This is a genomic window from Pseudoduganella sp. LjRoot289 (genome assembly GCF_964252925.1).
GTDB lineage: Bacteria > Pseudomonadota > Gammaproteobacteria > Burkholderiales > Burkholderiaceae_D > Rugamonas.
Genome location: NZ_CAXUPN020000001.1, coordinates 3,275,841 through 3,302,263 on the forward strand (window position 1 = coordinate 3,275,841; position 26,423 = coordinate 3,302,263).

The window sequence follows — 26,423 nt, forward strand, 5'->3', positions numbered from 1 at the left end:
CTTATTATTTCTCCACCGCAGCCATCATGGTGATGAAGCGGTCAAACAGGTAGGCGACGTCGGTCGGGCCGGGCGATGCTTCAGGGTGGCCCTGGAAGCAGAAGGCCGGCACGTCGGTGCGGGCGAAGCCCTGCAGCGAACCGTCGAACAGCGATTTGTGGGTGACGCGGCAGTTGGCCGGCAAGGTGTCGGCGTCGACGGCGAAACCGTGGTTCTGCGACGTGATCAGCACTTGCTTGCTGTCCAGGTCCTGCACCGGGTGGTTGGCGCCGTGGTGGCCGAACTTCATCTTCAGCGTCTTGGCGCCCGAAGCGAGCGCCATGATCTGGTGGCCGAGGCAGATGCCGAACACCGGCAGGCGCTTTTCCATGAACACGCGGGTCGCGGCGATCGCGTAGTCGCACGGCTCAGGGTCGCCGGGGCCGTTCGACAGGAACACGCCGTCCGGCTTCAGCGCCAGCACTTCCTCGGCGCTGGTCTGGGCCGGCACCACGGTCACTTTGCAGCCGCGCGAGGTCAGCATGCGCAGGATGTTGCGCTTGACGCCGAAGTCGTAGGCGACCACGTGGAATTTTGGATCCTCGAGCTTGGCGTAGCCTTCGCCCAGCGTCCATTCGGCTTCGGTCCACTCGTAGCTGGCTTTCACCGTGACCACTTTGGCCAGGTCCATGCCGGACAGGCCGGGGAAGGAGCGGGCCAGTTCCAGCGCTTGCTCGACCGACGGTTCCTTGCCCTGCGTGCCGGTCAGGATGGCGCCGCCCTGCGCGCCTTTTTCGCGCAGGATGCGCGTCAGCTTGCGGGTGTCGATGCCGGCGATGGCGACGATGTTCTCGGCCTTCAGGTAGTCGGACAGCGACTGGGTGGAGCGGAAATTGGAAGCCAGCAGCGGCAGGTCGCGGATGATGAGGCCTGCAGCGTGGACTTTGGTCGATTCGACGTCTTCAGGATTGACGCCGGTGTTGCCGATGTGCGGGTACGTCAGCGTGACGATCTGGCGGCAATAGCTGGGGTCGGTCAGGATTTCCTGATAACCGGTCATGGAGGTATTGAACACCACTTCGCCCGTCGTGTGACCGACGGCGCCGATGGAAATACCTTTGAAAATAGTTCCGTCAGCAAGGGCCAGGATGGCGGGGACGGCAGGGCCAGAAAAAAATGGCGGCAAGGGCAACTCCTGATAAAGTTACCGTAGCTGCGCCACGTCAGACGACCGACAAAAACCTGGCTGTGGGCCGGGTGGAAGGTCAGATTGATGATGGGTGAGTGGTAGTCGCTACGGCAGATGTGAGATTGGCTAAACCTTTGAATTATAACCCAAAGATCGCCATTTCACAATGCCGGCAGCGAGTCCGGGGAGCAATTTCTGCGCCCGCCCGGAACGCGCGGCGGCCCGGCGCTGTCCTGGGGGGGGGCGACCTCAGGCCGGCCTTGGATCGAGCCCGACCCCGGGCCGGACGTGCGGCGCCCCGTGGGCCGGCGCCCTGCCCGGCCGGGACCCGCCCGCTTAGCCCAGCGCGGCGATGCCTACCTTGGCGACCTGCGCATCTTCGTTCGACTTCACGCCCGACACGCCGACCGCGCCGACCACGTGGCCGTCCACGATGATGGGCACGCCGCCCTCGAGCATGCCCGGCATTTCAGGCGCGCTCAGGAAGGAGACGCGGCCGTTGTTGATCATTTCCTCATACACTTTCGACTCGCGGCGGCCCAGCGCGGCCACGCGCGCCTTGCTCGGGGCGATATGCGACGAGATCGGCGCGGTGCCGTCCAGGCGCTGGAACCACAGCAGGTGGCCGCCATCGTCCACGATGGCGATCGATACCGCCCATTTGTTGGCGACGGCCTCGGCTTCAGCGGCGGCGGCGATTTTCTTCACATCATCGTGGGACAGAACTGGTTTGGTAAGCATGGGACATCCTGAATTTGTTAAGGGTGCGATTGTAAAGCAAGCTTATTGCTCGCGCATGGCTTTCAGTTTCTGCTTCAACTGCGCCATGATGGCGTTGGTGGCCCTTTCGCCGGCCTGGATCGCCTTGGCGCGGTTGCCGAAATCGTTGCCGGCCATGCGGCCCAGCGGCGGCTGGATCACGATGTCCGCATCTTTCAGCTCGAACTGGTTGATGCGCTGGCCCATGATGCTGAAGGTCTGCAGTATCACCTCCAGCGAGCTGATGGCGGCCTGCGAGTCGGTCTGGGTCGAGATATTGACGGCGATGATGAAATCGGCGCCCATTTCGCGCGCGAAACGCACCGGCACCGGGGCCACCAGGCCGCCGTCCACATAGGTGTGGCTGCCGATCACCACCGGCTGGAACACGCCGGGCACGGACGAGCTGGCACGCACCGCCATGCCGGTATTGCCGCGCTGGAACAGCATGGGCTGTCCGTTTTTCAGGTCTGCGGCCACGGCGCCGAAGGGGATTTTCAGCTTTTCCATGGGACGGTTGTGCACCGCCTTGTTGACATAGGCCTGCAGCGCCTCGCCCTTGAGCACGCCGGACGACTTGCCGAACAAGGGCATGGCCCAGTCCGAAATGGCGGCCTCGTCCATTTCATGCGCCATTTTCTGCAAGGTGGCGCCCGAATTGCCGGCCGCATACAGCGCGCCCACCACGCTGCCGGCGCTGGTGCCGACGATCACGTCCGGGAAGATGCCCTGCGCCTCGAGCGCCTTGATGACGCCGATATGCGCGAAGCCGCGCGCCGCGCCGCCGCCCAGGGCCAGGCCGATCTTGATTTTGCGTTGCGGGGCGGCCGCTACCGACGGCGCCAGTGGATTCTCGGCGGTGACGGCAGGCGCGAGCACGCTGGCGGCCGGCGCGGCCGGCAGCACAGGCGGCGCCACGGGGACGACGGTAGAGCACCCCGCCAGCGCGGCGGCAGCCAGGGCGGAGGCAAGCATTCGTTTCAAAGACATGTAATCACAATCTGCACGGTTAAAGCGGGCAGATTGTAACGCAAACCGATCTCATTGCCTTAAAACATCGCACGAATGCAGGCCTGACCCCAGGCTGGGGTCAGGCCTGCATTCGTGCAAAATTCCCTAGCTCGAAACTTTGGAATCAAGCCAGTGCTGGAGACTACCCCTGGGGTCAGGCCTGCATTCGTGCATTTCCGGCATCCGAGTGCCAGGCTATGCACTATAAATGCACGTTTGCAGGCCTGACCCCAGGTAGTAGGATTAGGCTTTGGGCAGGCAGACGGTGAAGCTGCTGCCTAGCCCGGCTTCGGACTTGATAGCCAGCGTGCCGCCATGGCGCAGCAGCACGTGCTTGACGATGGCCAGGCCCAGGCCCGTGCCCTGGGTCTCGCGCGAGCGGCTTTTGTCGACCCGGTAGAAACGCTCGGTCAGCCGCGAAATGTGCTCCGGGCTGATGCCGATGCCGCTGTCCTCGACCACGAACTTGGCGCCCTTGGCGCTGCCGCTCCAGCCCAGCCGGATGGTGCCGCCGGCCGGCGTGTAGCGCACCGCGTTCGAGGCCAGATTGCCGAAGGCGCTGTGCAACTCGTCGTAGTTGCCCAGCACGTCAACTTCCTCCATCTCCAGCGTGATCTCGTGCTTGCCCGCCGACAGCGCGCGCGCGTCGCGCAATACCTGCTCGAGCAAGCGGCGCGTGTCGATTTTCTCGGGCCGCATCGGGTGGTCGACCGATTCCAGCCGCGACAAGGTCAGCATGTCCTCGATCAGGTGCTGCATGCGGTGGCCCTGCTCGGTCATCAGCTTCAGGTGCGCCATGCGGGTGGCCGGGTCCAGCTCTTCCGAGGCGGCGATCTCCAGGAAGCCGACGATCACCGTCAGCGGCGTGCGCAGTTCGTGCGAGGCGTTGGCGATGAAGTCGCGCCGCATCATCTCGGTGCGCTCGGTCTCCGTCACGTCGTGCGTCACCAGGATCTGGCGCCGGTTCTCGAACGGGATGATGTGCACGATCAGCTTGCGCTCGCGGAAGGTCAACGTCAGCGGCTGCTCGTAGCGCCCCAGGATGATGTAGTCCATGAACTCGGGACTGCGGATCAGATTGGTCACGCGCATGCCCTTGTCGCGCTCGTTGCGCAGCCCGAGGTGGGCTTCGGCCGCCGGATTGCACCACTCCAGGAACAGCACGTCGTCCATGATGACCACGCCGTCCGGCAGCAAATGCATGGCCTGGCGGAAGCGCGCCAGCCATTCGGTCAGCTCGGCCTGGTTCTTCTCGTCGTCGCGGCGCAGCCGGTACAGGCGCGAAAAGATGCCGGTCCACGCGCCCCAGCCGTCGGGCAGCTTGGCGCTTTGCGGATCGTCCAGCCAGTCGCTCAGCTGGTACAGATAGTTAAGCTGGACGAACACCAGCACCGCCATCAGGATGAAGGCGGCTATCAGCGCCGGCTTGGCGCCGAACAGCCACCACAGGACGGCCACGCCCGCCAGGATCAAGCCCATGCGCAGCGCCGCCGGCACCCAGAACACCAGTCTTGGATTCATATTATTTTTCGGACAGCATATAGCCGACGCTGCGCACCGTCTTGATCAAATGCTCGGCCTCTTTCAGCGCCTTGCGCAGGCGCAGCACGTGCACGTCCACCGTGCGCTCCTCGATCACCACGTGGTCGCCCCACACCTTGTCGAGCAGCTGGCTGCGCGAGAATACCCGCTCGGGGTGGGCCATGAAGAACTTCAGCAGCTTGTACTCGGCGTGGCCGATGTCGATCTTCTGCTCGTGCATCAGCACCGTGCAGCTGACCGGGTCCAGGGTCACGCCGCCCACGTTCATCGCGGCCTGCGCGTGCTCCGGGCTCTTGCGCCGCAACAGCGCCTTGGCGCGCGCCAGCAGTTCGCGCGGCGAGAACGGCTTGGTGATGTAGTCGTCGGCGCCGCTGTTCAGGCCGGCCAGCTTGTCCTCCTCCATGCTCTTGGCGGTCAGCATGATGACGGGGATGTCCTGGAACTGGCGGTCGGAGCGGATGCGCGACAGCAGGCGCAAGCCGGTCTGGTCGGGCAGCATCCAGTCCAGCAGCAAGAGCTGCGGCGTGCGCCGCGTGATGAATTCCCAGGCCTCGCCCACGGTCGCCACCGAGCAGACGTTCCAGCCCGCGTCGCGCAGCGAAAACGTCACCAGCTCGACGATCGCCGGTTCGTCCTCCACGATCAGTACAGTCGTTTTATCAGATGCCATGGTGCTCTATTCTGGAAGATCGTCCGGCAGCGGCACGGTCTTGGTGTGGCGGATGTCCCTGCCCTCCACCACGTAAATCACGTATTCGGCGATATTCTTGGCATGGTCGCCGATGCGCTCGATCGCCTTGGCCACCCACAAGGTGTCCAGCGCGGCCGAGATTGTACGCGGATCTTCCATCATGAAGGTGATCAGGTTGCGCATGATGGAGCGGAACTCGTGGTCGATCACGGCGTCCTGCGCGATCAGCTGCAAGGCCTGCTTGCCGTCGTTGCGGGCGAAGGCGTCCAGCGCGTCGTGCAGCATGTCGCTGGTGGCGTTGGCGATGCTGCGCACCATCTCGTAATGGTTGACGGTCGCCGCGCCGCGGCTGTGCAGGCTTTTCGCGGTGCGCGCTATCTTGGTCGATTCGTCGCCGATGCGCTCGAGGTCGGTGATCACCTTGATGGTGGCCATCACGGTGCGCAAGTCGTTGGCGGTCGGCTGGCGGCGCACGATCAGGTGGCTGCAGGCGTCGTCCAGGCTCACTTCGAGCTGGTTGACGGTGTCGTCCTCGCGGATCACGCGGTCGGCGCGCTCCAGGTTGCCGATCCGGAAGCAGGTCATGGCGTCGAGGAATTGCGTTTCGACGATGCCGCCCATCAGCAGCACCTTGGAGCGGATCGCTTCGAGTTCTTCGTCGTACTTCTTGGATGAATGTTCGCCCATCATATTATTCTCTCTTTCTTCACCAGGCTTAGCCGAAGCGGCCGGTGATGTAGTCCTGGGTTTCCTTGCGGGCCGGATTCATGAAGATCTGGTCGGTTTCGCCGAATTCAACCAGCTCGCCCAGATACATATAGGCGGTGTAGTCGGAGCAGCGCGCCGCCTGCTGCATGTTGTGGGTGACGATGGCGATCGTGTAGTCCTGCTTCAGTTCGCTGATCAACTCCTCCACTTTCGACGTCGAGATCGGGTCCAGCGCCGAAGTCGGTTCGTCGAGCAGCAGCACGTCGGGCTTGACCGCCACGCCGCGCGCGATGCACAGGCGCTGCTGCTGGCCGCCGGACAGCGACAGGCCGCTCTTGCCCAGCTTGTCCTTGACCTCGCCCCACAGCGCGGCCTTCTTCAGCGCCCATTCGACGCGCTCGTCCATCTCCCCCTTGGACAGGTCCTCGTACAGGCGCACGCCGAAGGCGATGTTGTCGTAGATCGACATCGGGAACGGGGTCGGTTTCTGGAACACCATGCCGACCTTGGCGCGCAGCATGTTCACGTCCTGGCCCGGTTCCAGGATGTTGCGGCCGCGGTACATGATGGAACCTTCGGCGCGCTGGCCCGGATACAGGTCGTACATGCGGTTCAGGGTGCGCAGCAAGGTCGACTTGCCGCAGCCGGACGGACCGATGAAGGCGGTCACCTGTTTCTCGTGCACGTCCAGGTTGACGTTGTGCAAGCTTTGCGTTTTACCGTAGAAAAAGTTCAGGCCCGAAATTTCGATGGTCTTGCGCTTGCCGGCTTTGATCTCGTTGCTCATTTGCGTATTCATCTGAAGTTTGTCTTCGTAGTAGTCGTACGATTCGTATGATTAGTTCGGGGCTTTTTGCGAGAACACCGTGCGCGACAGGATGTTCAGGAACAGCACGCTGAAGGTCACCAGCAGCGCCCCGCCCCAGGCCAGCGAGCGCCAGTTGTCATACGGGCTCATGGCGAACTGGTAGATCACATAAGGCAGGTTGGCCATCGGCTTGTTCATGTCGGCGCTGAAGAACTGGTTGTTCAGCGCGGTAAACAGCAGCGGCGCGGTTTCGCCGGAGATGCGGGCCACGGCCAGCAGCACGCCGGTCACCACGCCGGCCTTGACGGCGCGCAGGCGCACCATCATCGCCACTTTCCAGCGCGGCGCGCCGAGCGCGAAGGCCGCTTCGAGCAGGCTGTTGGGCACCAGGCGCAGCATGTTGTCGGTGGTGCGCACCACCACCGGCACGGCGATCAGCGACAGGGCGATGGAGCCGGCGTAGCCGGAGAAGTGCTTGACGTTGGCCACATACAGGGCGTAGACGAACAGGCCGATCACGATGGACGGCGCCGACAGCATGATGTCGGTGACGAAGCGCGTCACCTGGGCCACCTTGTTCTCCTCGCCGTACTCGGCCAGGTAGATGCCGGCCAGGATGCCGACCGGCGTCGAGATCAGGGTGGCGATGCCGACCATCATCAGGCTGCCGACGATGGCGTTCATCAGGCCGCCGCCTTCGCTGCCGGGCGCCGGGGTGGTTTGCGTGAACATGTCCCATGTCAAGGCGGAGAAGCCGTTGATCAGCAGGGTGGCCAGTATCCACAGCAGCACGATCAGGCCGACCGACATCGCCGCCACGGACAGCGCGATGCCGACCCGGTGCACCATCAGGCGCTTGCGGTAGACCGCGTTCATCGGAGTAGCTTGACTCATTTCACACCTTCCTTGCGGGACATGCCGGCCAGCATCAGCTTGGCGGCGGACAGGACGATCAGGGTAATCACGAACAGGATGAGCGCCAGCGCGTACAGCGAGGATACGTGCAGCTGGCTTTCCGCCTCGGCGAATTCATTGGCCAGGGTGGAGGCGATGGAGTTGCCGGCGGCGAACAGCGACCAGGACAGCTTGTTGGCGTTGCCGATCACGAAGGTGACCGCCATGGTTTCGCCCAGCGCGCGGCCCAGGCCCAGCATCACGCCGCCGACCACGCCGGTCTTGGTGTAGGGCAGCACCACTTTGCGCACCACTTCCCACTTGGTGCAGCCCAGGCCGTAGGCCGATTCCTTCAGCACGGCAGGCACGATCTCGAACACGTCGCGCATCACCGAGGAGATGAAGGGGATGATCATCACCGCCAGGATCAGGCCGGCCGTCAGGATGCCGATGCCCATGGTCGGGCCGCTGAAGAAGGCGCCGATGATGGGTAACTGGCCTAGCGTCGCTTTCAGCAAGGGCTGGACGTGGTCGCCGAACAGCGGCGCGAACACGAACAAGCCCCACATGCCGTAGATGATGGAGGGGACGCCGGCCAGCAGCTCGACCGCCGTGCCCAGCGGGCGGCGCAGCCAGACCGGGCAGATCTCGGTCAGGAACAGCGCGATGCCGAAGCTGACCGGAAAGGCAATCAGCAGCGCGATGCCGGCCGTGGCCAGGGTGCCGACGATGGCGATCAGCGCGCCGTACTGGTCGTTGACCGGATCCCACTCGACGGTGCTGATGAAGGCCGGGCCGAAGTGCTGCAGCGCCGGCATGGCGCCCAGCACCAGCGAAACGATAATCCCCACCAGTACCAGCAGTACCGACAGGGAGAAGGTCATCGTGACTTTGTGGAAGATGAAGTCCTGGATGCGCTGCTTGCGCATGGTCGAGAGCATGGCGGCTTGGGACAGTTCTGTCATAGCGGGCTCCGACAAGGTGATCGGCGGGGAGGTGATTTCAGCGCTCATGGTTGTCTTGTTCTGGATGTGGGCTAGCCGGGTGCGCCGCAGCGGCAAGCGAATATCGCCCGCCGCCCAGCGTCCCCGGCTAGCCCCCTCTGCATGGAGGGGGCCAGTTCAGCTTAGTAGACCGCCTTGCCCGAAGCATCCTTCAGGTTGGCTTTCCACGAGTCCTGCACCAGCTTCACAACCGAAGCCGGCAGTGGCACGTAGTCCAGTTCGGCTGCGGCGGCGCCGCCGTTCTTGAAGGCCCAGTCGAAGAACTTCACGACTTCCTTGCCCTTGGCCGCGTCGGCCTGGGTCTTGTGCATCAGGATGAAGGACACGCCGGTGATAGGCCAGGAGGCTTTGCCGGCCTGGTCGGTCAGCACCACGCCGAAGCCCGGGGTCTTGGTCCACTCGGCGGCGGCTGCGGCGGCCTTGAAGTTGTCGTCGTCAGGCTGGACGAACTGGCCGTCCTTGTTTTTCAGCTGGGTGTGGGCGATCTTGTTCTTCTTGGCGAAAGCCCATTCCACGTAACCGATGGCGCCCTTGATGCGCTGCACGTTGGCGGCCACGCCTTCGTTGCCCTTGCCGCCCACGCCCACGGCCCACTTCACGGCCGTGCCGGCGCCGATCTTGGTCTTGAACTCGGGGTTGGTTTTCGACAGGTAGTCGGTCCACAGGAAGGACGTGCCCGAACCGTCGGCGCGGTGCACCACGGTGATTTCATCGGCCGGCAGTTTGATGCCAGGGTTCAGCGCCACGATTTCAGCCGCATTCCACTTGGTGATCTTGCCCAGGAAGATGTCGCCGATGACGGCGCCCGTCAGCTTCATCGCGCCGGGCGCCACGCCGTCCAGGTTCACCACGGGCACCACGCCGCCCATGATGGCCGGGAACTGGACCAGACCTTCCGCGTCCAGCTCTTCGCCTTTCAGCGGGCTGTCGGTGGCGCCGAAGTCGACGGTCTTGGCTTTGATCTGTTTCACGCCGGCGCCGGAACCCACGGACTGGTAGTTCAGGCCGTTGCCGGTCGCCGCCTTGTACGCTTCCGCCCATTTGGCGTAGATCGGGTAAGGGAAAGTTGCGCCTGCGCCGGTCATGTCCGCAGCGGAGGCGGTGGAGAAGGCGACGGCAGCGGTAGCGCCGATAACCAGGGAGGTGAACAACTGTTTCATACGCATATCAATGTCCTTAGGGGTTGTGACGGTTTGAATGCTGCGCAGTCTATCAAGCGTATATGACAGCTTTATGACATGGCTTGAAATAATGAAAACACCCGCTTCCCAGGGGTACGCATGGGATATTACCCCGATTCCGGGGCGTTTATGACAAGCGCTTCAGCGGTGCTGTCATATTCGTGTCATGGAGTTGTCACAATTAACATTTACACTGGGCCGCGCCCGAATCGGGCTAGAATTAACCATCTGCAAAGATAAAGCGATAGACAACAATGAAGCCTGACCTGCGTTCGGAAACAAACAAGCACGGTATCTTCCTCGACCGCGAACTGTCCCAGCTGGCCTTCAACCGCCGCGTGCTGGCGCAGGCGGCCGACGCCGGCGTGCCGCTGCTGGAACGGTTGCGCTACCTGTGCATCGTGAGCAGCAACCTCGACGAATTCTTCGAGGTGCGCGTGGCCAGCCTGCTGGCGGCCGCCGTGGCCGACGGCAGCCCGGGCGCGCTGCACCCGGCGCTGGCGGCCAACCTGCGCCGCATCTGCGACGAGTGCCACGAACTGGTGAAGCTACAATACGATTTGCTCAACACGGAAGTGCTGCCCCAGTTGCAGCAAGCCGGCATCCACCTGCTGCGCCACACCCAGCGCAACGAAGCCCAGCGCGCCTGGGTCCAGCAGTATTTCGAGCGCGAAGTGCGCCCCCTGCTGACCCCTATCGGCCTCGATCCGGCCCACCCCTTCCCGCAGGTGGTCAACAAGAGCTTGAATTTCATCGTCTCGCTGAGCGGCAAGGACGCCTTCGGGCGCGGCACGGCAATCGCCATCGTCAAGGCGCCGCGCGTGCTGCCGCGCGTGATCCGGCTGCCGGACGAGCTGTCGGACGCCGGCGGCGTGTCGTTCTGCCTGTTGTCCTCCATCATCCACTCGCACATCTCGGACCTGTTCGCCGGGCGCGAAGTGCTGGCCTATTCGCAGTTCCGCGTCACGCGCGACTCCGACCTGTGGGTAGACGAGGAGGAAGTGAAAAACCTGCGCCAGGCGCTCAAGGGCGAACTGCAGGGCCGCCAGTTCGGCACCTCGGTGCGGCTGGAAGTGGCCAAGAATTGCCCGCCCGAGCTGTCGCAGTTCCTGCTCGACCAGTTCGCGCTCGACAGCAGCCGCCTGTACCAGGTCGACGGCCCCGTCAACATGGTACGCCTGACCGAGATCATCAACCACGTCGCCCACCCCGAACTGCGCTTCCCGCCCTTCTTCCCCGGCCTCGCGCACAAGACCGCCACGGCCGACATCTTCGCCGCGCTGCGCCAGCAGGACATCCTGCTGCACCACCCCTACCAGTCGTTCCAGACCGTGATCGACTTCATCCGCGCCGCCGCGCTGGACCCGAACGTGGTGGCCCTCAAGCAGACCATCTACCGCACCGGCATGAATTCGGACCTGATGGAGTCGCTGATCACGGCCGCCCGCGCCGGCAAGGAAGTGACCGTGATCGTGGAGCTGATGGCGCGCTTCGACGAGGAAGCCAACATCAACTGGGCCGACAAGCTGGAACAGGCCGGCGCGCAGGTGGTGTACGGCGTGGTGGGCCTGAAGACGCACGCCAAGGTGGCGCTGGTGATACGCCGCGAGGAAAGCGGCCTGCGCTACTACGCCCACCTGGGCACCGGCAACTACCACCCCACCACCACCAAGTTGTACACCGACTTCGGCCTGCTGACCAGCAACCCGGAACTGGGGCGCGACGTCAACGAAGTGTTCATGCACCTGACCAGCCTGACCAAGCCGCAGAAGCTGAACCATTTGTGGCTGGCGCCGTTCGCGCTGCAAAACGAAATCATCAAGGCCATCCGCAACGAGGCCAAGATTGCCCGCGCCGGGCGTCCCGGCCGCATCATCGCTAAAATGAACGCGCTGGTGGACGAGTCGGTGATACGGGCCCTGTACGCGGCCTCCAAGGACGGCGTGAAGATCGACCTGATCGTGCGCGGCGCCTGCACGCTGAAACCGGGCGTGCCGGGACTGTCCGAGAACATCCGCGTGCGCTCCATCATCGGCCGCTTCCTCGAGCACAGCCGCATCTATTACTTCCGCAACGACCTGACGCACGACGTCTACCTGGGCAGCGCGGACTGGATGAGCCGCAACCTGTTCCGCCGCATCGAGGTCGCGTTCCCCGTGCTGGACCGGTCGCTGAAGCGGCGCGTCATTGCGGAGGGTTTGAATCCTTACCTGAAAGACAACACCAACGCGTGGGAGCTGGAACACACCGGGCACTACCAGCGCCGCCGGCCGCGCGGCAAGCAAACCCTGTTCAGCGGCCAGCAATATTTGATGCACACGCTGGGCACGCCCAGCGAGGAAGTTGGGGAATAGAAGTCGGAATTGTCAAGCAAGCCCGCTAAGCCAAACTGCTAGGGAGGACGAAATGGACCTGATCTTATGGCGTCACGCCGAGGCGGAGGAAGCCGCGCCCGGCCAGTCGGACCTGGAGCGCGCGCTCACCGCCAAGGGGCAAAAACAGGCGCGGCGCATGGGGCAGTGGCTCGATTCGCAGTTGCCGGACAATTGCCGGGTGCTGGCCAGCCCGGCCGTGCGCACCTTGCAGACGGTCGAGGCCCTGGGCCGGAAATTCAAGATCCACGCCGACCTGGCGCCGGGCGCGGACGCGGCCGACGTGCTGAAGGCGGCCAACTGGCCCAGCGCCAAGGAGTCGGTGATGGTGGTCGGCCACCAGCCCACGCTGGGCCAGGCGGCCGCCCTGCTGATGACCGGAGACGACATGGACTGGGACATCCGCAAGGCCAGCGCGTGGTGGTTCGCGCAGCGCGAGCCGGGCGATCCGAACACCCTCTATCTGAAAGCGGTGATGGCCTGGGACCTGGTGGTGAAATAAACCTCGGAAATCGTCGTTTTCCGGGTCAGGCCGAGCTTGAAATGCAATGCGCTTCTGCTACAGTTTAATTGTATCAACTCTAGGGAGCGGCCGTTTTAAAGACGGTTGAAAGCATATGTTTACCCTGCTCACCATCGGCATATTCGGCGGCATGATCGCACTGGTCGTGTTCGAGCTGATTCAAGAATCCAGTGGGAGTCACAACAAACTGTCCGATCGCTATCACGAATAGCCTGCAGCTTCATCGAAGCTAGGCGCCTTAAGCATCAACTTAAGGCGCCTTCGTCGTTTACAGGGGCACAGGGCCCGCTTACATGCCCGTCTTGAACTTGGTGTAGATGCGCGTGACCGAGCGGCGCACGTCGGCCGGCACCGCTTCCGGCGCGACCATGCGCTGCATGTCGGCCGCCGGCAGGAACACGGTCTTGTTCTCGGCGATGTCCTTGCGCACGTATTTCATGCCGGCCGCGTTCGGATTGGCGTAGAACACCTTGTTGGTCAGGCTGGCGTGCACTTGCGGACGCAGGATGTAGTTGATGAACAGGTGCGCGTTGTTCGGGTGCGGCGCATCGGCCGGGATGGCCATCGTGTCGAACACCAGCGCGGCGCTGGTTTTGGGCACCAGCACCTGGATCTGGTTGCCGTTCTTGGCGTCGATGGCGCGCTGGCGCGCGATATTGAGGTCGCCGGACCAGCCGAAGGCCACGCAGATCGCGCCGTTGGCCATGTCGTTGATGTAGCCGGAGGAGCTGAACAGCGTTACGTAGGGACGGATGGCGCTCAGCACCTTGCCCGCTTCGGTGTAGTCGGCGGCGTTGCCCGAGTAGGCCGGTTTGCCCAGGTATTGCAGCGCGGCCGGCAGCACTTCGGACGGCGAGTCGAGGAAGGACACCCCGCAGGACTTGAGCCTGGACGCGTACTTCGGATTGAAGATCAGCTCCCAGGCGTTGTCCGGCATGGCCAGGTCGCCCAGCGCGGCTTTCACCTTGCCGGCATTGATGCCGACAGTGGCATAGCCCCACAGCCAGTCCACCAGGTACTCATTGCTCGGGTCGATCTTGGCCAGCTTGGCCTGGATCTGCGGGTCCAGGTTGGACAGGTTGGGCAGCTTGGACTTGTCCAGCTTGCGCAGCAGCTTGGCGTCGATCTGCAGCTTGGCCCATGGCGCGGTCGGCACCACGATGTCGTAGCCGGATTTGCCGGCAACCAGCTTGGAGTTGAGGATTTCGTTGTTATCAAAAACGTCATAGCGGACCTTGATGCCGGTCTCTTTCTCGAAGTTCTTGATGGTGTCGTCAGCGATGTAGTCCGACCAGTTGTAGATGTTCAGGACTTTTTCTTCCTGCGCCCGCGCCGGGCCCATCGCCACCGCCATGGCCGCCGCCAATATGCACAACTGTTTCCCCAAACGCTTCCCCGCCATTGCATGCCTCCGATGAAAAGTAGAATACCCGCGAACGCGAGATGATCCGGCATTGTGCCATCGAATGCAAGTGCCTGGGGGGCGTGGCTAGGCCAGGATGTCGAACAGCGAGCGCGGGCCCGTGTAGCCCGGCAAGGCGTCGTTGGCCGCGCCCTGCTCCTGCTGGGTGTAGAACGCCACCAGCGCGTTGGCCTGGGTGGTCAGCGCCTTGGCCAGGTCGGCCTTCTTCGAATTGAGCACCGTCAAATCCTTGCCGACGGCCTGGGTTTCCCTCTGGATGGCGCCGGTCTTGCCCGTCAGCACGGCTATCCTGGCGTCGAACTGGTCGGCCAGGCCTTGGCCTTCGTCGGTGAACAGGCTGGCCACGCCGCCGGCATCGGCCGAGATGGCGCTTTTCAGCTTTTTATCGTCCAGCACCAGCTTGCCGCTGCTGTCTATGGTCACGCCGGCCGCCGCCAGCGCCGTTTTCGACACGCCGCCGCTACCCTGCACCAGCGAATTGAGTTCGCGGCTGACCTGGCCCAGCGCCTGGTCCGATTTCAGCGGCCCCTTCTGCAAGGCGCCCAATTTGTTGCTCAGGTCGTTATAGGCGTTGACGAAGTTGCTGACGTTCTGCGCGATCTGGCCGCTGTCCTGGCTCACCGTGACGTCGGTCTTGCCCGTACCGGTCAAGGTCAGGTCCAGGCCCTTGATGGCATCCTTGAAGGTATTGCCGGCGCTTTCCACGTCCTTGCCGTCGATCACGGCAATGGCATCCTGGGCGGCGGCCGTCTGGGTCAGGCCCTGCGCGGTCGGGCTGTTGCCGGAAGCGGGATTGTAGGACAGCAGGTCCTTGACGGCGGCATCGCCGCTGACGCTGATGCGCAGGCTGTTGGCCGCGCCGCTCTCGCCCTTGATCGCCAACGCGAAGCCGGTGCCGCTCTTGACCACGCTGGCATCGATGCCGGCCGCCTTGAACGCGGAGGCGATGCCGTCCAGCGTATTGTTCTTGCTATCGATGGTGATGGATTTGGCCCCGGCTTTGCCAGCCGTGAACGTGCCATCGCCCGCCGTTCCGAATTCGACCTTGATGGTGGCGCTGGAACCGGTGCCTATCCTGGTGGCCGAGGTTTTCTCGATGCCGCTGTTGAGGATCTGGCCCTGGGCCAGCTGCGTCACGTCGACGGCGTAGATGCCCGCCTTGGCGCTGCCGCCGGCCGTCACGTTCAGCACGCCCTTGCCCGAGGAGCTGGCCGAGGTGTTCAAGCCGTTGCCGGCCAGGCGCTCGGCGATGGACTGGAAACCGGCCAGCGCGCTTTGCAGCTGGCCCAGGCCGGACAATCTGGTCTGGCTGCGTGCCAGGTTGTCATTCAGCCTGGCCACGCCGCCGCTCTGGCTGGCCAGGGTGCGCTCCACCTTGGCCAGCACGGAGGCGGACGGCGTGCTTGTCCCGAAGGAGCCATAGGAACCATAGGAACCATAGGCCGCCGTGCCCGTCAGATTGCCGTAATTGCCGATAGTGGTATTGACCATGATGATGCCCTGTCCAGTGCATACATATTAACGCTTTTCACCGCGTTTCATATGCCGAACAGGGCCATATTACGCGTTTGTATCAGCGCATGAACTTACTGATCGCCGCCACGGCTGTCGCGTCCGGGCTGACGAACTGCAGGCCGACCTTCACCTCGTCGCCGCTGAAGATGCAATGAGTCACTTTGGCGCGGCAGGTGATGATGATCGGCTTGCCGTCCACAAACATTTCAAACGATACCGAGCCGGCTTGGCCGGACTGCAGCATGTGTCCCATGGCAACCGACATGCCGGTGTGGCCGAGGTCTATGGTACGCGCTGCGGCAGGCTTGCCGCCATCCACCACCACCATCGCCTTTGCTCGCAATATTTTTCGGGTTGTCTGCTTATGGTCTACTAACACGCTGTGTTCCTGAATTCTGAATTATAAGTACAAGCCAACTACAAGGGCGCACGCGGTTCAAGCTGCTTGGCCGTGAGCGCTATCATCCATCATTCTACTGCGCATTCAATTTTGACGCAGGTTGATATTGCATCCTTATTGCAGTTCGCGCAGCTTGTTGAATGCGTCGTCGATACGCTCAACCGCCACGATGGTTATGCCTTCGATAGGCTGCTTGGGCGCGTTGGCTTTCGGAATCATGGCGATGGAGAAACCCAGCTTGGCCGCCTCGCGCAGCCGCTCCTGGCCGCGCGGCGCAGGCCGGATCTCGCCCGCCAGCCCCACTTCGCCGAACACCACAAAGCCGCGCGGCAAGGCCTTGCTGCGCATCGACGAGTTAATCGCCAGCAGGACGGCCAGGTCGGCCGCCGGCTCGGTGATCTTGACGCCGCCCACCGCGTTGATGAACACGTCCTGGTCGAAGGCGGCGATGCCGGCATGGCGGTGCAGCACGGCCAGCAGCATGGCCAGCCGGTTCTGCTCCAGGCCCACCGACAGGCGGCGCGCGTTCGGCAAATGGCTGGCGTCCACCAGCGCCTGGATTTCCACCAGCAGCGGGCGGGTGCCCTCCTGCGTCACCATCACGCAGGAGCCGGGCACTTGGTTGTCGTGCTGGGACAGGAATAGCGCGGACGGGTTGGACACGCCCTTCAAGCCCTTGTCCGTCATGGCGAACACGCCCAGTTCGTTGACGGCGCCGAAACGGTTCTTGATGGCGCGCACCAGGCGGTAGCTGGAATGGTTGTCGCCCTCGAAGTACAGCACCGTGTCGACGATGTGCTCCAGCACGCGCGGCCCCGCCAGCGCGCCCTCTTTCGTCACGTGGCCGACCAGGATGATGGTGATGCCGCTTTGCTTGGCCATGCGGGTCAGCTGGGCCGCGCATTCGCGCACCTGGGCCACCGAACCGGGCGCCGAACTGAGCGCGTCCGAATACATGGTCTGGATCGAGTCGATCACGGCCACCTGCGGCTTCAGATCGGCCAAGGTGCCCAGCACTTTTTCGAGCTGGATCTCGGCCTGCAGTTTCAGGTCGCGCGCATCGATCGCCAGGCGCTTGGCGCGCAGCGCGATCTGGGCGCCGGATTCCTCGCCGCTGACATAGAGCACGCTCTTGGCGTGCGACATATGCGCCAGCGCCTGCAGCAGCAGGGTCGATTTGCCGATGCCGGGGTCGCCGCCGATCAACACCACCCCGCCCGCCACCAGCCCGCCGCCCAGCACGCGGTCGAATTCTTCGATGCCGGTCGGGAAGCGCGGCACGTCCAGCGCGTCGATGTCCTGCAGCGAGAGCACGGGCGCGGTCTGCGCCAGCGACAGGTGCTGGGGATTGGAGTAGCGGTTATTGCCGCCGCCGGTTTCCATCACCGTCTCGACCATGGTGTTCCATTGCTGGCAGGCGCCGCACTGGCCGGTCCACTTGTTGCTGACGCCGCCGCATTCGCTGCAGGTGTAGTTGGTTTTCGCCTTGGCCATGCCTATGCTCCCCTTAACCTTCCACCACGCGCACGCGCGGCGCCAGCGCGCACATCAGCTCGTAACCTATGGTGCCGGCGGCAGTGGCCACCTCGTCGATCGGCATGCCCTGCCCCCACAGCACCACCTTGCTGCCGACGCGGGCGTGCGGCAGATGGGCCAGGTCCACGGTCAGCATGTCCATCGACACGCGGCCGACGATGCGGGTGCGCACGCCGTCCACCAGCACCGGCGTGTCCTGCGGCGCGTGGCGCGGGTAGCCGTCGGCATAGCCGCAGGCCACCACGCCGATCCGCGTTGGGCCGTCGGCCTGGAAGCGGCTGCCGTAGCCGACGCAATCGCCCGCTTCGATCTCTTGCACGGCAATCAGTTCGCTGGTCAGCGTCATGGTCGGCAGCAGGCCGAATTCCTCGGCGCTCGGGCCGCCCGGCGTGCCGCCGTACAGCATGATGCCGGGGCGTACCCAGTCGCTGGCCAGCTCTCCGCCCAGGGATGGGCCCAGTTCGGGCATGTGCAGGATGCCGGCCGAGTTGGCCAGGCTGACCGGACCCGGCAAGCCTGCCGCGCCGGCGTTGAAGCGGCGGATCTGCTCGCGCATCGGCAGGCGCGGATGCCCCGTCTCGTCGGCGTTGGCGAAGTGCGTCATCAGCGTGATGTCGGCCACGTGCGGCAGCGCGCGCAGGCGCGCGTGGGCGGCGGCGAACTGCTCGGGCTTAAAGCCCAGGCGGTTCATGCCGGTGTTCATTTTCAGATGCACCTTGAGCGGACGGGACGGCCTGGCCGCCTCCAGCATCGCCAGTTGCGCCTCGCTGTGGACGGAACCGTTGACGTCCTGCTCGGCCATCATGTCCAGGTCGGCCGGGTCGAACCAGCCCTCCAGCAGCAGGATGGGCTTGGTCCAGCCCAACTCGCGCAGGCGCACCGCGTTGTCCGGCTCGATCAGCGCCAGGCCGTCGGCGTCGGCCAGGCCGCGCATGGCGCGCTCCAAGCCATGGCCGTAGCCGTTCGCCTTGAGCACGCCCCATACCTTGGCGCCCGGCGCGCATGCCCTGGCGCGCGCCAGGTTGTGTTTCATGGACTCTATATGAATGGTTGCAACTATCGGCCGTGGCATGGTGGATTCTGGGCAGTTGAACGAAGGCGGTATTTTACCGGAAGCGGAATGAGCGCATGAAATTGCCACCCGGAAACACGGCAAACAGGAAGTGCACGACCGTTCGGGACATCCGGCTGATTTCTTGGGAATACCTGTTATTCATGGTATAAAGCAAGCCGAGATTAGTTTCCAGGCCTTCCAGTATGAATCGTGGTTTCTACACCATCATGGCAGCGCAGTTCTTCTCGTCACTTGCAGACAATGCGCTGCTATTTGTGGCGATCGACCTGCTAATTTCCATGAAATCCCCGGCATGGCTGACGCCTCTGCTGAAGTTGTCATTCGTGCTGTTTTATGTGCTGTTGGCCGCTTTTGTCGGCGCGTTCTCGGATGCTTTGCCGAAAGGCCGGGTCATGTTTATCGCCAACATGATCAAGATCGTCGGCTGTGCCATGATCTTCTTCCAGGTCCACCCGCTGCTCGCTTACGCCATCGTCGGCTTCGGCGCTGCCGTGTATTCGCCTGCCAAATACGGCATCCTGACCGAGCTGCTGCCGCCGGAAAAGCTGGTGGCCGCCAACGGCTGGATCGAGGGTCTGACCGTCACCTCCATCATCCTGGGCACCGTCATGGGCGGTGCGCTGGTGACCGGCCGGGTTTCCGGCATGCTGCTCAATATCGACATCCCGCTGATCGACACCGGCATCGACACCAGCACCGAAGCGGCGCTGTGCGTGCTTGGCCTGACCTATGTGCTGGCCGGCATCTTCAACCTGCGCATTCCCGACACCGGCTGCGTCTACCCTCACCAGGAACGCAATCCGGTCAAGCTGATCGTCGATTTCTCGAACTGTTACACCATGTTGTGGAAGGACAAGCTGGGCCAGATTTCGCTGGCGGTCACCACGCTGTTCTGGGGCGCCGGCGCCACCTTGCAGCTGATCGTGCTGGAATGGGCGCAGAAGTCGCTGGGCATGCGCTATGACCAGGCCACCAGCCTGGTCGGCATGGTGGCGATCGGTATCGCACTGGGCGCCGTGATGTCGGCACGCTTCGTCACGCTGCGCAAATCGCTGTCGGTGCTGCCGCTGGGCATCATGATGGGTGTCATCGTCATGGGCATGACGCTGGTCTACACCACTTACCTGGCCTACCCGCTGCTGATACTGATCGGCGCCATCGGCGGCTTCTTCGTCGTGCCCATGAACGCGCTGCTGCAGCACCGGGGCCACGTACTGATGAGCGCAGGGCATTCGATCGCGGTGCAGAACTTCAACGAGAACCTGTCCATCCTGACCATGCTGGCCATGTATTCGCTGATGATACGTTTGCACCTGGGCTTGAACACCATCATCATCCTGTTCGGCCTGTTCATGGCTGGCATCATGCTGATAATCATGCGCCTGCATGCGGCCAACCAGCGCGACCACGATTCGCTGGCGCTGATCGGCGAAGCCAAGCATTAAGTCTTTACGGGGGCAGCAGCCCCTGTTCACGCCGCGCGGCAGCCCGCGCGCGCCAGTCGTCCGGCGCGACGAATCCGCGCTCGCGCTCGACCAGCCAGCCATCCACCTCCTCCACCGACGCCACCATCACCGGCGACATCTCCTGCGCGAACCGGGCCAGCACGGCTTGCACCACGCCTTCGGCCTCCAGCGCCACGGCGCTATCTACCGCGGCGATGGAGTTGACGCGCGCGGAAGCAGCTTGCGCCAGCGATGCCGGAGCCGTACCGGCCGGTGCTGCGGCACCATCTGCGGCGCGCACCTTCAGCGGCGCCAGCCATTGCAGGCGCGGCATCACGACGTAGCGCTGCCCGGCCAGCGCGGCGCCCCGGCGTCCGCCGGCAAACTCGTTCAGCGTGCACCAGTATCCCAGGCAGTGCCCCGGCGATATGCCTGGCAGCGCATGCGGCGAACCCTGCGGATAGAACAGCCAGCCCTTCACCAGCGCCTGCGCCTTGTCCACCGGCTGCGGCAACAGCGGCTGCGCGGCCGGATGATAGGCCAGCTCGAGCTGCCTGGCGAAGGTCTTGCGCATCTTGACGCCCAGCGTGTCGGCCAGATTGGGACCGACCAGGTGGTTGAAGCCGGCCGCGCCGGCCGTATCGTCCAGCAGGTAGAACTTGGTGGCGAACTCCCAGTGCAGCAATTCGCTGCCATGGCGCAGCAGGAAGTCGAACTCGCCGACCGTGTCGTTGCGGTTGGCGCGCACTTGCAGGCCGTGGGCGAACAGGACGCCCTGCTGCTCAAAGTAGAACGCCATCAGCTTCTCGGCATACAGGCCGAGGCGGGAATAGAAACGGCCGCCGAGGGCGGCGTCCAGCGGCGACGGATCCAGCTCCAGCGCGGCCAGCCAGGCGGCGGCCTGTTCCGGCACCGGGCCTAGCGTGGCGATACGGTTTTGCCAGTGCGGCGAAGCCGGATCCAGCAGGTCGGGCGCTTCCAGCAGCCAGGCCAGCGCGCGCACATGGGGCCGGGTCAGGTGACCCCAGCTTCGCTCGAAGCGCGCCTGGTAGCTGTCCGCGCCTCCGGCGGCAGGGCCGGGACCGGTGTCCGGCTCGGCCATGGGCCCCGGCTTCAGTCCGGCGTCAGGCCCGGCCGGCATGAGCCGCTTTCGCCAGGCACAGGTCGGACCACGCCTTGGCCTTGTCGGCCGGCTTGCGCAGCAGATCGGCAGGATGGTAGGTCGCGATGGTGGGGATGCCGACGTAGCGCAGCACCTTGCCGCGCGCGGCCGCGCCCAGCAGGCCCTTGCCGGCGGTGTGGCCCAGCGTGAGTATCATGCGGGTGCCGGCCAGCTCCAGCTCCCGTTCCAGGTAGGGACGGCAGGCGGCCAGCTCGTCGCCGGTCGGCAGGCGGTCGGCACCACTGTCGTCGGCGGGTGGACGGCATTTCACCAGCGTGGTGACATAAGCGTCTTCCTCGGGCGCCAGGGCAATGGCCTTCAACATATTGTCCAGCAACTGGCCAGGCTCGCCGGTGATGGCGCGCACTTCCAGTTCGTCGGCCGCCGTCGGCGCGGTGCCCAGCACCAGCCATTGGGCTTGCGGATCGCCGCGTCCGGGGACTGCGGCCTGGCGGCTGTGGCACAGCGCGCAGCGGGTGCAGGTGGAAACGGCGGCCTGCAACGCAGGCCAGTCCATATTGGCAATGTCCTGTCCCGATGCCTGGCCAACATCGGCCGATTCGTCATCGGCCTTGTCGCCGTCCGAAGCCGATAGCGGCGCGCGGCCGGGCGCCGGCAGCGGCACGGCGGGCGCGTCGTCGAACCAGGCGGTGGATTCGGCGGCATCGGCGCCCCCCGGCTGACCGGCTTGCTGGGCGGCCTGCGCCGCTGTCGGGCGCTGAGGCGCTGGCGCAACCGGCTTTGGGGCGGCCGGCTGCGGCGCAGGCCGCGCGGCGGGAACCGGCGCGTCGTCGAACCAGGCCGTGTCGTCGCCGCTCGCGGATGCGGGCGATGCCGGGGGCGCCGGCTGCGCAGGCGCTGCGGGCCGGGGAAATTGCGCATTCTGCGCGACCGGCAAGGGCGGCGCGGCTTGCGCATATTGCGCGGCCTGCGCCTGCCGGGCGGCCTGCGCGGCGGGCGCCGCTGGCGGGGCCATCGCCGGCTGCTCGGCCGGCATGTCGTGCGCTGCTATCCACTCCTGGGCCGTCGGCGTGCGCGACGCCGCCACAGGCGCCTGGCCGCTATGCGCCGCCGCCGCGTCATCCTGCTCGATCAATTCGTCCGGCGCGTCCGCGTCGATGTATTCCAGCTCGCCGCCGCTGTGCGCCGGCCGGTTGCGCAAGCGCCATTGCGCGCCGACGCCCATCTCCCGCAGGAAGACTTCGCTGCGGCTCATAACGTGTAACGCATCACGATAGCGTCCTCGCGTTGCTGGCCGCCTGCCGGGTAGTAGCCCTTGCGGCGGCCTATCTGTTCAAATCCATAGCGCTGGTACAGTTCCAGCGCGCGCTCGTTCGACGGCCGCACTTCCAGCAACATCGACTCCAGTCCCAGGCCGCGCGAGCAGGCCACCGACTGGTTCAGCAGGAAGCGTCCCAGCCCCTGCCCCTGCCATTCCAGGGCCACCGCCACGTTCAGCAGGTGGGCCTCGTCGACCATCGGCATCACGAGGAAATAGCCCAGCAGCCGCGCGGCCTGGTCGCGCAGCACCCAGGCCTGGTAGCCGCAAGCCAGCGAGTCGGCGAAATTGCCCCGGGTCCAGGGATAGGGATAAACACTCTCCTCCAGCGCCAGCACTTCGTCGATGTCGCTTTCCTGCATCGGCTCATAATTCAGCCGTGCCAGATCCCACACAGGCTTCATGCGGCGGCCTTTGCGGCGTTGATCTCGCGCCGCTCGGCGCTGGTGAAGGCAATCTTGTTGCGCAAGTACAGCGGCTGCGCGTCGGCCGCTTTCACGTGGCGGCCCGCCGCGAAGGCGACGCGCGCCAGTTGCGCGATCTGGGCCGCGTGCGGCATCACTTCGGCGTGCGCGCCGGCCGCGAACGGCTTGCCGGCGAGCGCCTCGGCATAGGCGGCGAAGCCGTTGCCGCAGGCGCTCACGTCGCCCTGCGGCGCCACCGCGCCCGGCGCCGACAGGGCCGGTGCCAGCACGGTTTGCAGGCCGCCGGGCAGGCCATCGTCGAAGCGGTACTGCGCCCAATAGACTTCGCCCATGCGCGCATCGAGCACGGCCAGGATGTCGCCGCCGCCATGCTGCTGGTGGCAGGCCAGCGCCATCGCATCGAGCGTCACCACCGGCACCAGCGGCAAATCCGCGCCGTAGCCCAGCCCCTGGGCGATGCCGCAGGCGGTGCGCACGCCGGTAAACGAGCCGGGACCGGAACCATAGGCGATGGCGTCGCAGTCGCGCAGCGCCACGCCGGCTTCGGCCAGCAGTTCCTGGATCATCGGCAGGATGGCTTGCGAATGGGTGCGCACGCCGGACGACGAGCGTATCAGGACTTCCTCGCCGCGCAGCAGCGCGCAGGAAGCCGTTTCAGAAGATGTTTCAATTGCAAGTATGGTAGGCATGCCGTATTTTAACCCGGCGCAGGCCGAACAACCCAGCCCGCGCTGCCGGCTTGCGCCGGGCGCGGTACAATACCGCGCATGCATAGCATTACCTTACATTCCGACAACCGCGCCGACGTCGCGGCCGCGCTGGCACAGGACCGCTGGATCGTCGCCTGCCTGTGCGCGGCCTGGTGCGGCACCTGCGCCAGCTACCGCGCCACCTTCGAGGAACTGGCTGCGCGCCATCCCGACAAATACTTCGTATGGGTCGATATCGAGGATCATGCCGACGTGGTCGGCGACCTCGATGTGGAGAATTTCCCCACCCTGCTGATCCAGCGCCACGAACACGTGGCCTTCTTCGGCACCATGCTGCCGGACCCCAAACTGGCGCACCGCCTGGTGCAGGCCCAGGCCAGCATGGACGATGCCGAACTGGCGGCTTACGCGCACAGCAGCGAAGAGCGCCGCCAGTGGCAGCGCGACTGCAATCTGCGCGCCCTGCTTGGCGCGGCCGCCTGACGGCCTGCGCCGGGATGCAGGCAAACGGGACTACGCCAGCCTGAGCGGCAGGCTGCGCAGGCGCTGGCCGGTCAGCGCGAACACCGCGTTGGCCACGGCCGGCGCCACCGGCGGCACCGCCGGTTCACCCATGCCTTCCGGCGGCTCCGCGCTCAGCATGATGATGGTCTCCACCTTGGGCGCCTGCGGCATGCGCAGCAGCTCGTACTGGTGGAAATTGCTCTGCTCGACACGGCCATCCTTGATGGTGATCTCGCCGCTCAGCGCCGCCGAGAGTCCGAACACCACGCCCGACTCCACCTGCTGCGCGATGATGCCGGGATTGACGGCGATGCCGCAATCGACGGCGCACACCACCCGGTGCACGATGATCTGCTTGTCCTCGACCGACACCTCGGCCACCTGCGCCACGATGGTGCCGAAGGACTGGTGCAGCGCCACCCCGTGCGCACGCCCGGCCGGCGGCAGGCCGGCCTTGTCCACTGCCGCGTTCAGCACCGCCAGGTGGCGCGGATGGCGGTTCAGCATTCCGCGCCGGAACATCACCCCGCTCTGCCCGGCCGCATGGGCCAGCTCGTCGATGAAGCTCTCCTTGAAGAAGGCATTGTGCGAGTGCCCCACCGAACGGAAATAGCCGACCGGCACGGCGCTGTCGGCCGTCACATGGCGGATGCGCTGGCGCGGAATCTCGTACTGCATGTCGAACTCGCCCTCGGCCGTGGTCTTGTCCGGTCCCGCCCCCGGCAAGCCAAGGTTGCGCTTGAAGAACTGGTGGCCGATGGAGCCGCTGACGGATTTATTGTCCCAGGCCGCGATATTGCCCGCCGCGTCCAGGCTGGCCGCAAAGCGCGCCAGCGCCGCCGGGCGGTACACGTCATGCGCGGTGTCGTCCTCGCGGCTCCAGATCAGCTGCACCGGCGCGCCGTTGCACTCCTTGGCCACCGCAACCGCCTGCGCGATGAAGTCCGTCTCCAGGCGCCGTCCAAAGCCGCCGCCCAGCATGGTGACCTCCAGCGTCACGTCCGCCGCGCTCACGCCGGCCGTCCTGGCGGCGATATCGATCGCCAGGCTGGGCGCCTGGGTCGAGACCCACAGGTGCACTTTGCCGTCCTTGACCTGGGCCGTGCAATTGAGCGGTTCCATGGCGGCATGGGCCAGGAAGGGGGCGCGGTACTCGGACTTCAAGGTGCGCACCGCGCCCTGCGCCTTGGCCACGTCGTCCACTTCGCCCACCGTGTAATAAGCGTGGCCATCCTCGTCGTCGAGCAGCTGCGCAAAGCGCCTGAACACCTCGGCGCTGGACAGCTTGCCGTTGATGCCCTCGTTCCATTGCACCGGCAGCGCGGCCACCGCCTGCCTGGCCTGCCAGTAGCTGGCCGCCACCACCGCCACGCCCGCGCCGGCGCCGGTGCGCTCGGCCAGCGCGTGCGAAAAATCGACCACGCGCGACACGCCCGGCATCTTCAGCACCGCCGCCGCGTCGACGCCGGCCACCGTGCCGCCTATCACCGGCGACATCGTCAGCGCCGCGTACAGCATGCCCGGCGGCCGCACGTCGAGCCCGAACACGGCGCTGCCGTCCGACTTGGACTGCGCATCGCGGCGCGGCACGGCGGTGCCGATCAAACGGAACTGCCCCACCGATTTGAGCCGGATTTCGCCAGGCGTCATGCCGGAGGCGGCTTGCACCAGGCTGCCGTAGCTGGCGCGCTTGCCGTTGGGGTGGGCGACGAAGCCCGCCTCGGTGTAGCACTCCAGCGGTTTCACTTTCCATTCGCGCGCCGCCGCCTCGATGAGCAAGGCGCGCGCCGTGGCGCCGGCTTCGCGCATCGGCAGCCACAAGTCCTTGATGCTGGACGAGCCGCCCGTCATGTTCAGCCCCAGCTCGCGGCCCACCTTGGCCACCAGCCACGCCGCCACGCGCCGGGTTCTGCCGTCGTCGTCCGGATGGAAGGGCAGGCTGTCGGCCAGAATGGCGACGTTGCCGTAGATTTTGTCGTTCGGCGCCTGCACCAGCCGCACCTGGGAGAGCGGCACGTCGAGCTCCTCGGCCAGCAGCATGGGCAGCGCGGTGTGCACGCCCTGCCCCATCTCGCTGCGCGCCATCACCACCGAGACGGTGTTATCCGGCGCGATGGCCACCCAGCCGTTGAGCGCGACCGCGCCCCCGGACACGGGCAGCGGCAGCTTGCCGCGCACGCGCTGGCGCGGCGGCAGCGCGCCCCAGCCTATCACCATGGCGCCGGCCACGGCGGTGGCGCTGAGCAGGAAACGGCGGCGCGACAACTTCATATAGTCCTTAGTGGTGG

24 protein-coding genes are annotated in these 26,423 nt (G+C 65.1%); 4 read left to right on the plus strand and 20 right to left on the minus strand.

Annotated elements, in window-relative coordinates:
* Positions 1-4: 4 nt before the first annotated feature.
* The 10 genes from carA to pstS all read right to left on the minus strand — a co-directional run bounded on the left by carA (position 5) and on the right by pstS (position 9,745).
* Positions 5-1,165, minus strand: a complete 1,161-nt coding sequence (gene carA, locus ACSQ8Y_RS13835) for a glutamine-hydrolyzing carbamoyl-phosphate synthase small subunit (protein WP_436267043.1) — start codon at positions 1,163-1,165, stop codon at positions 5-7.
* Between the two features lie 339 nt (positions 1,166-1,504).
* Entirely contained in the window at positions 1,505-1,909 is a 405-nt protein-coding gene (locus ACSQ8Y_RS13840) for a heme-binding protein (RefSeq protein ID WP_436267044.1), read from the minus strand.
* Between the two features lie 42 nt (positions 1,910-1,951).
* Positions 1,952-2,902, minus strand: coding sequence for a patatin-like phospholipase family protein (locus ACSQ8Y_RS13845; RefSeq protein ID WP_436267045.1), 951 nt, complete (start codon positions 2,900-2,902; stop codon positions 1,952-1,954).
* A gap of 279 nt (positions 2,903-3,181) precedes the next feature.
* Positions 3,182-4,459, minus strand: coding sequence for a phosphate regulon sensor histidine kinase PhoR (gene phoR, locus ACSQ8Y_RS13850; protein WP_436267046.1), 1,278 nt, complete (start codon positions 4,457-4,459; stop codon positions 3,182-3,184).
* 1 nt (position 4,460) lies between these two features.
* Positions 4,461-5,150, minus strand: a complete 690-nt coding sequence (phoB, locus tag ACSQ8Y_RS13855; protein WP_436267047.1) for a phosphate regulon transcriptional regulator PhoB — start codon at positions 5,148-5,150, stop codon at positions 4,461-4,463.
* Positions 5,151-5,156: 6 nt separating this feature from the next.
* Positions 5,157-5,861, minus strand: a complete 705-nt coding sequence (gene phoU / locus ACSQ8Y_RS13860) for a phosphate signaling complex protein PhoU (RefSeq protein WP_436267048.1) — start codon at positions 5,859-5,861, stop codon at positions 5,157-5,159.
* Between the two features lie 25 nt (positions 5,862-5,886).
* Complete coding sequence (gene pstB, locus ACSQ8Y_RS13865) at positions 5,887-6,678, minus strand: phosphate ABC transporter ATP-binding protein PstB (RefSeq protein ID WP_436267049.1); 792 nt, start codon at positions 6,676-6,678, stop codon at positions 5,887-5,889.
* Positions 6,679-6,717: 39 nt separating this feature from the next.
* Complete coding sequence (gene pstA / locus ACSQ8Y_RS13870) at positions 6,718-7,581, minus strand: phosphate ABC transporter permease PstA (protein ID WP_436267050.1); 864 nt, start codon at positions 7,579-7,581, stop codon at positions 6,718-6,720.
* On the minus strand, positions 7,578-8,546 hold the full coding sequence (gene pstC, locus ACSQ8Y_RS13875) for a phosphate ABC transporter permease subunit PstC (RefSeq protein ID WP_436267051.1): 969 nt from the start codon (positions 8,544-8,546) through the stop codon (positions 7,578-7,580). The genes pstA and pstC overlap by 4 nt, the downstream gene beginning before the upstream one ends.
* A gap of 161 nt (positions 8,547-8,707) precedes the next feature.
* Positions 8,708-9,745: a phosphate ABC transporter substrate-binding protein PstS gene (gene pstS, locus ACSQ8Y_RS13880; RefSeq protein ID WP_436269821.1), complete on the minus strand. Its 1,038-nt coding sequence runs from the start codon at positions 9,743-9,745 to the stop codon at positions 8,708-8,710.
* Between the two features lie 275 nt (positions 9,746-10,020).
* On the opposite strand from pstS, the gene ppk1 reads away from it, so the two are divergent.
* Both ppk1 and sixA read left to right on the plus strand, forming a co-directional pair.
* Positions 10,021-12,120 carry a polyphosphate kinase 1 gene (ppk1, locus tag ACSQ8Y_RS13885; RefSeq protein WP_436267052.1) on the plus strand — a complete coding sequence of 700 codons (2,100 nt, stop codon included), beginning with the start codon at positions 10,021-10,023 and terminating at the stop codon, positions 12,118-12,120.
* A gap of 52 nt (positions 12,121-12,172) precedes the next feature.
* Positions 12,173-12,640, plus strand: a complete 468-nt coding sequence (sixA, locus tag ACSQ8Y_RS13890) for a phosphohistidine phosphatase SixA (protein ID WP_436267053.1) — start codon at positions 12,173-12,175, stop codon at positions 12,638-12,640.
* Between the two features lie 310 nt (positions 12,641-12,950).
* On the opposite strand, the gene ACSQ8Y_RS13895 is transcribed toward sixA, so the two are convergent.
* The 5 genes from ACSQ8Y_RS13895 to alr form a co-directional block, all read right to left on the minus strand.
* Positions 12,951-14,063: a polyamine ABC transporter substrate-binding protein gene (locus ACSQ8Y_RS13895; RefSeq protein ID WP_436267054.1), complete on the minus strand. Its 1,113-nt coding sequence runs from the start codon at positions 14,061-14,063 to the stop codon at positions 12,951-12,953.
* 87 nt (positions 14,064-14,150) lie between these two features.
* On the minus strand, positions 14,151-15,575 hold the full coding sequence (gene fliD, locus ACSQ8Y_RS13900; RefSeq protein WP_436267055.1) for a flagellar filament capping protein FliD: 1,425 nt from the start codon (positions 15,573-15,575) through the stop codon (positions 14,151-14,153).
* Between the two features lie 82 nt (positions 15,576-15,657).
* Positions 15,658-15,942, minus strand: coding sequence for a PilZ domain-containing protein (locus ACSQ8Y_RS13905; protein ID WP_436267056.1), 285 nt, complete (start codon positions 15,940-15,942; stop codon positions 15,658-15,660).
* A 171-nt stretch (positions 15,943-16,113) separates the two neighbouring features.
* Positions 16,114-17,493: a DNA repair protein RadA gene (gene radA, locus ACSQ8Y_RS13910; protein WP_436267057.1), complete on the minus strand. Its 1,380-nt coding sequence runs from the start codon at positions 17,491-17,493 to the stop codon at positions 16,114-16,116.
* A 13-nt stretch (positions 17,494-17,506) separates the two neighbouring features.
* Positions 17,507-18,607 carry an alanine racemase gene (alr, locus tag ACSQ8Y_RS13915; RefSeq protein ID WP_436267058.1) on the minus strand — a complete coding sequence of 367 codons (1,101 nt, stop codon included), beginning with the start codon at positions 18,605-18,607 and terminating at the stop codon, positions 17,507-17,509.
* Between the two features lie 185 nt (positions 18,608-18,792).
* Between alr and lplT the strand changes: the two genes are divergently transcribed.
* Positions 18,793-20,055 (plus strand): lysophospholipid transporter LplT, encoded by a 1,263-nt coding sequence (gene lplT / locus ACSQ8Y_RS13920; protein WP_436267059.1) that lies wholly within the window; start codon positions 18,793-18,795, stop codon positions 20,053-20,055.
* Between the two features lie 4 nt (positions 20,056-20,059).
* On the opposite strand, the gene ACSQ8Y_RS13925 is transcribed toward lplT, so the two are convergent.
* From ACSQ8Y_RS13925 to tsaB, 4 genes are read right to left on the minus strand one after another with little or no spacing between them, the layout of a single operon-like run.
* Complete coding sequence (locus tag ACSQ8Y_RS13925; protein ID WP_436269822.1) at positions 20,060-21,157, minus strand: DUF1853 family protein; 1,098 nt, start codon at positions 21,155-21,157, stop codon at positions 20,060-20,062.
* 22 nt (positions 21,158-21,179) lie between these two features.
* Entirely contained in the window at positions 21,180-22,433 is a 1,254-nt protein-coding gene (locus ACSQ8Y_RS13930) for a uracil-DNA glycosylase (RefSeq protein ID WP_436267060.1), read from the minus strand.
* A complete protein-coding gene (gene rimI, locus ACSQ8Y_RS13935) occupies positions 22,430-22,900 on the minus strand; it encodes a ribosomal protein S18-alanine N-acetyltransferase (protein WP_436267061.1) in 471 nt (156 codons plus the stop codon). The genes ACSQ8Y_RS13930 and rimI overlap by 4 nt, the downstream gene beginning before the upstream one ends.
* Positions 22,897-23,610, minus strand: coding sequence for a tRNA (adenosine(37)-N6)-threonylcarbamoyltransferase complex dimerization subunit type 1 TsaB (gene tsaB, locus ACSQ8Y_RS13940; protein ID WP_436267062.1), 714 nt, complete (start codon positions 23,608-23,610; stop codon positions 22,897-22,899). The genes rimI and tsaB overlap by 4 nt, the downstream gene beginning before the upstream one ends.
* Positions 23,611-23,688: 78 nt before the next feature.
* On the opposite strand from tsaB, the gene ACSQ8Y_RS13945 reads away from it, so the two are divergent.
* Positions 23,689-24,114, plus strand: a complete 426-nt coding sequence (locus ACSQ8Y_RS13945; RefSeq protein ID WP_436267063.1) for a thioredoxin family protein — start codon at positions 23,689-23,691, stop codon at positions 24,112-24,114.
* A 30-nt stretch (positions 24,115-24,144) separates the two neighbouring features.
* Here ACSQ8Y_RS13945 and ACSQ8Y_RS13950 read toward each other — a convergent pair whose 3' ends face one another.
* Positions 24,145-26,406 (minus strand): molybdopterin cofactor-binding domain-containing protein, encoded by a 2,262-nt coding sequence (locus ACSQ8Y_RS13950; protein WP_436267064.1) that lies wholly within the window; start codon positions 26,404-26,406, stop codon positions 24,145-24,147.
* Between the last annotated feature and the right edge of the window lie 17 nt (positions 26,407-26,423).

Excerpts from the sequence above, each read along its gene's own strand:
- ACSQ8Y_RS13840 (WP_436267044.1), bottom strand. The coding sequence starts at position 1,909 with ATGCTTACCAAACCAGTTCTGTCCCACGATGATGTGAAGAAAATCGCC.
- ACSQ8Y_RS13845 (WP_436267045.1), bottom strand. The coding sequence starts at position 2,902 with ATGCTTGCCTCCGCCCTGGCTGCCGCCGCGCTGGCGGGGTGCTCTACC.
- phoR (WP_436267046.1), bottom strand. The coding sequence starts at position 4,459 with ATGAATCCAAGACTGGTGTTCTGGGTGCCGGCGGCGCTGCGCATGGGC.
- phoB (WP_436267047.1), bottom strand. The coding sequence starts at position 5,150 with ATGGCATCTGATAAAACGACTGTACTGATCGTGGAGGACGAACCGGCG.
- phoU (WP_436267048.1), bottom strand. The coding sequence starts at position 5,861 with ATGATGGGCGAACATTCATCCAAGAAGTACGACGAAGAACTCGAAGCG.
- pstB (WP_436267049.1), bottom strand. The coding sequence starts at position 6,678 with ATGAATACGCAAATGAGCAACGAGATCAAAGCCGGCAAGCGCAAGACC.
- pstA (WP_436267050.1), bottom strand. The coding sequence starts at position 7,581 with ATGAGTCAAGCTACTCCGATGAACGCGGTCTACCGCAAGCGCCTGATG.
- pstC (WP_436267051.1), bottom strand. The coding sequence starts at position 8,546 with ATGACAGAACTGTCCCAAGCCGCCATGCTCTCGACCATGCGCAAGCAG.
- pstS (WP_436269821.1), bottom strand. The coding sequence starts at position 9,745 with ATGAAACAGTTGTTCACCTCCCTGGTTATCGGCGCTACCGCTGCCGTC.
- ppk1 (WP_436267052.1), top strand. The coding sequence starts at position 10,021 with ATGAAGCCTGACCTGCGTTCGGAAACAAACAAGCACGGTATCTTCCTC.
- sixA (WP_436267053.1), top strand. The coding sequence starts at position 12,173 with ATGGACCTGATCTTATGGCGTCACGCCGAGGCGGAGGAAGCCGCGCCC.
- ACSQ8Y_RS13895 (WP_436267054.1), bottom strand. The coding sequence starts at position 14,063 with ATGGCGGGGAAGCGTTTGGGGAAACAGTTGTGCATATTGGCGGCGGCC.
- fliD (WP_436267055.1), bottom strand. The coding sequence starts at position 15,575 with ATGGTCAATACCACTATCGGCAATTACGGCAATCTGACGGGCACGGCG.
- radA (WP_436267057.1), bottom strand. The coding sequence starts at position 17,493 with ATGGCCAAGGCGAAAACCAACTACACCTGCAGCGAATGCGGCGGCGTC.
- alr (WP_436267058.1), bottom strand. The coding sequence starts at position 18,607 with ATGCCACGGCCGATAGTTGCAACCATTCATATAGAGTCCATGAAACAC.
- lplT (WP_436267059.1), top strand. The coding sequence starts at position 18,793 with ATGAATCGTGGTTTCTACACCATCATGGCAGCGCAGTTCTTCTCGTCA.
- ACSQ8Y_RS13925 (WP_436269822.1), bottom strand. The coding sequence starts at position 21,157 with ATGGCCGAGCCGGACACCGGTCCCGGCCCTGCCGCCGGAGGCGCGGAC.
- ACSQ8Y_RS13930 (WP_436267060.1), bottom strand. The coding sequence starts at position 22,433 with ATGAGCCGCAGCGAAGTCTTCCTGCGGGAGATGGGCGTCGGCGCGCAA.
- rimI (WP_436267061.1), bottom strand. The coding sequence starts at position 22,900 with ATGAAGCCTGTGTGGGATCTGGCACGGCTGAATTATGAGCCGATGCAG.
- tsaB (WP_436267062.1), bottom strand. The coding sequence starts at position 23,610 with ATGCCTACCATACTTGCAATTGAAACATCTTCTGAAACGGCTTCCTGC.
- ACSQ8Y_RS13945 (WP_436267063.1), top strand. The coding sequence starts at position 23,689 with ATGCATAGCATTACCTTACATTCCGACAACCGCGCCGACGTCGCGGCC.
- ACSQ8Y_RS13950 (WP_436267064.1), bottom strand. The coding sequence starts at position 26,406 with ATGAAGTTGTCGCGCCGCCGTTTCCTGCTCAGCGCCACCGCCGTGGCC.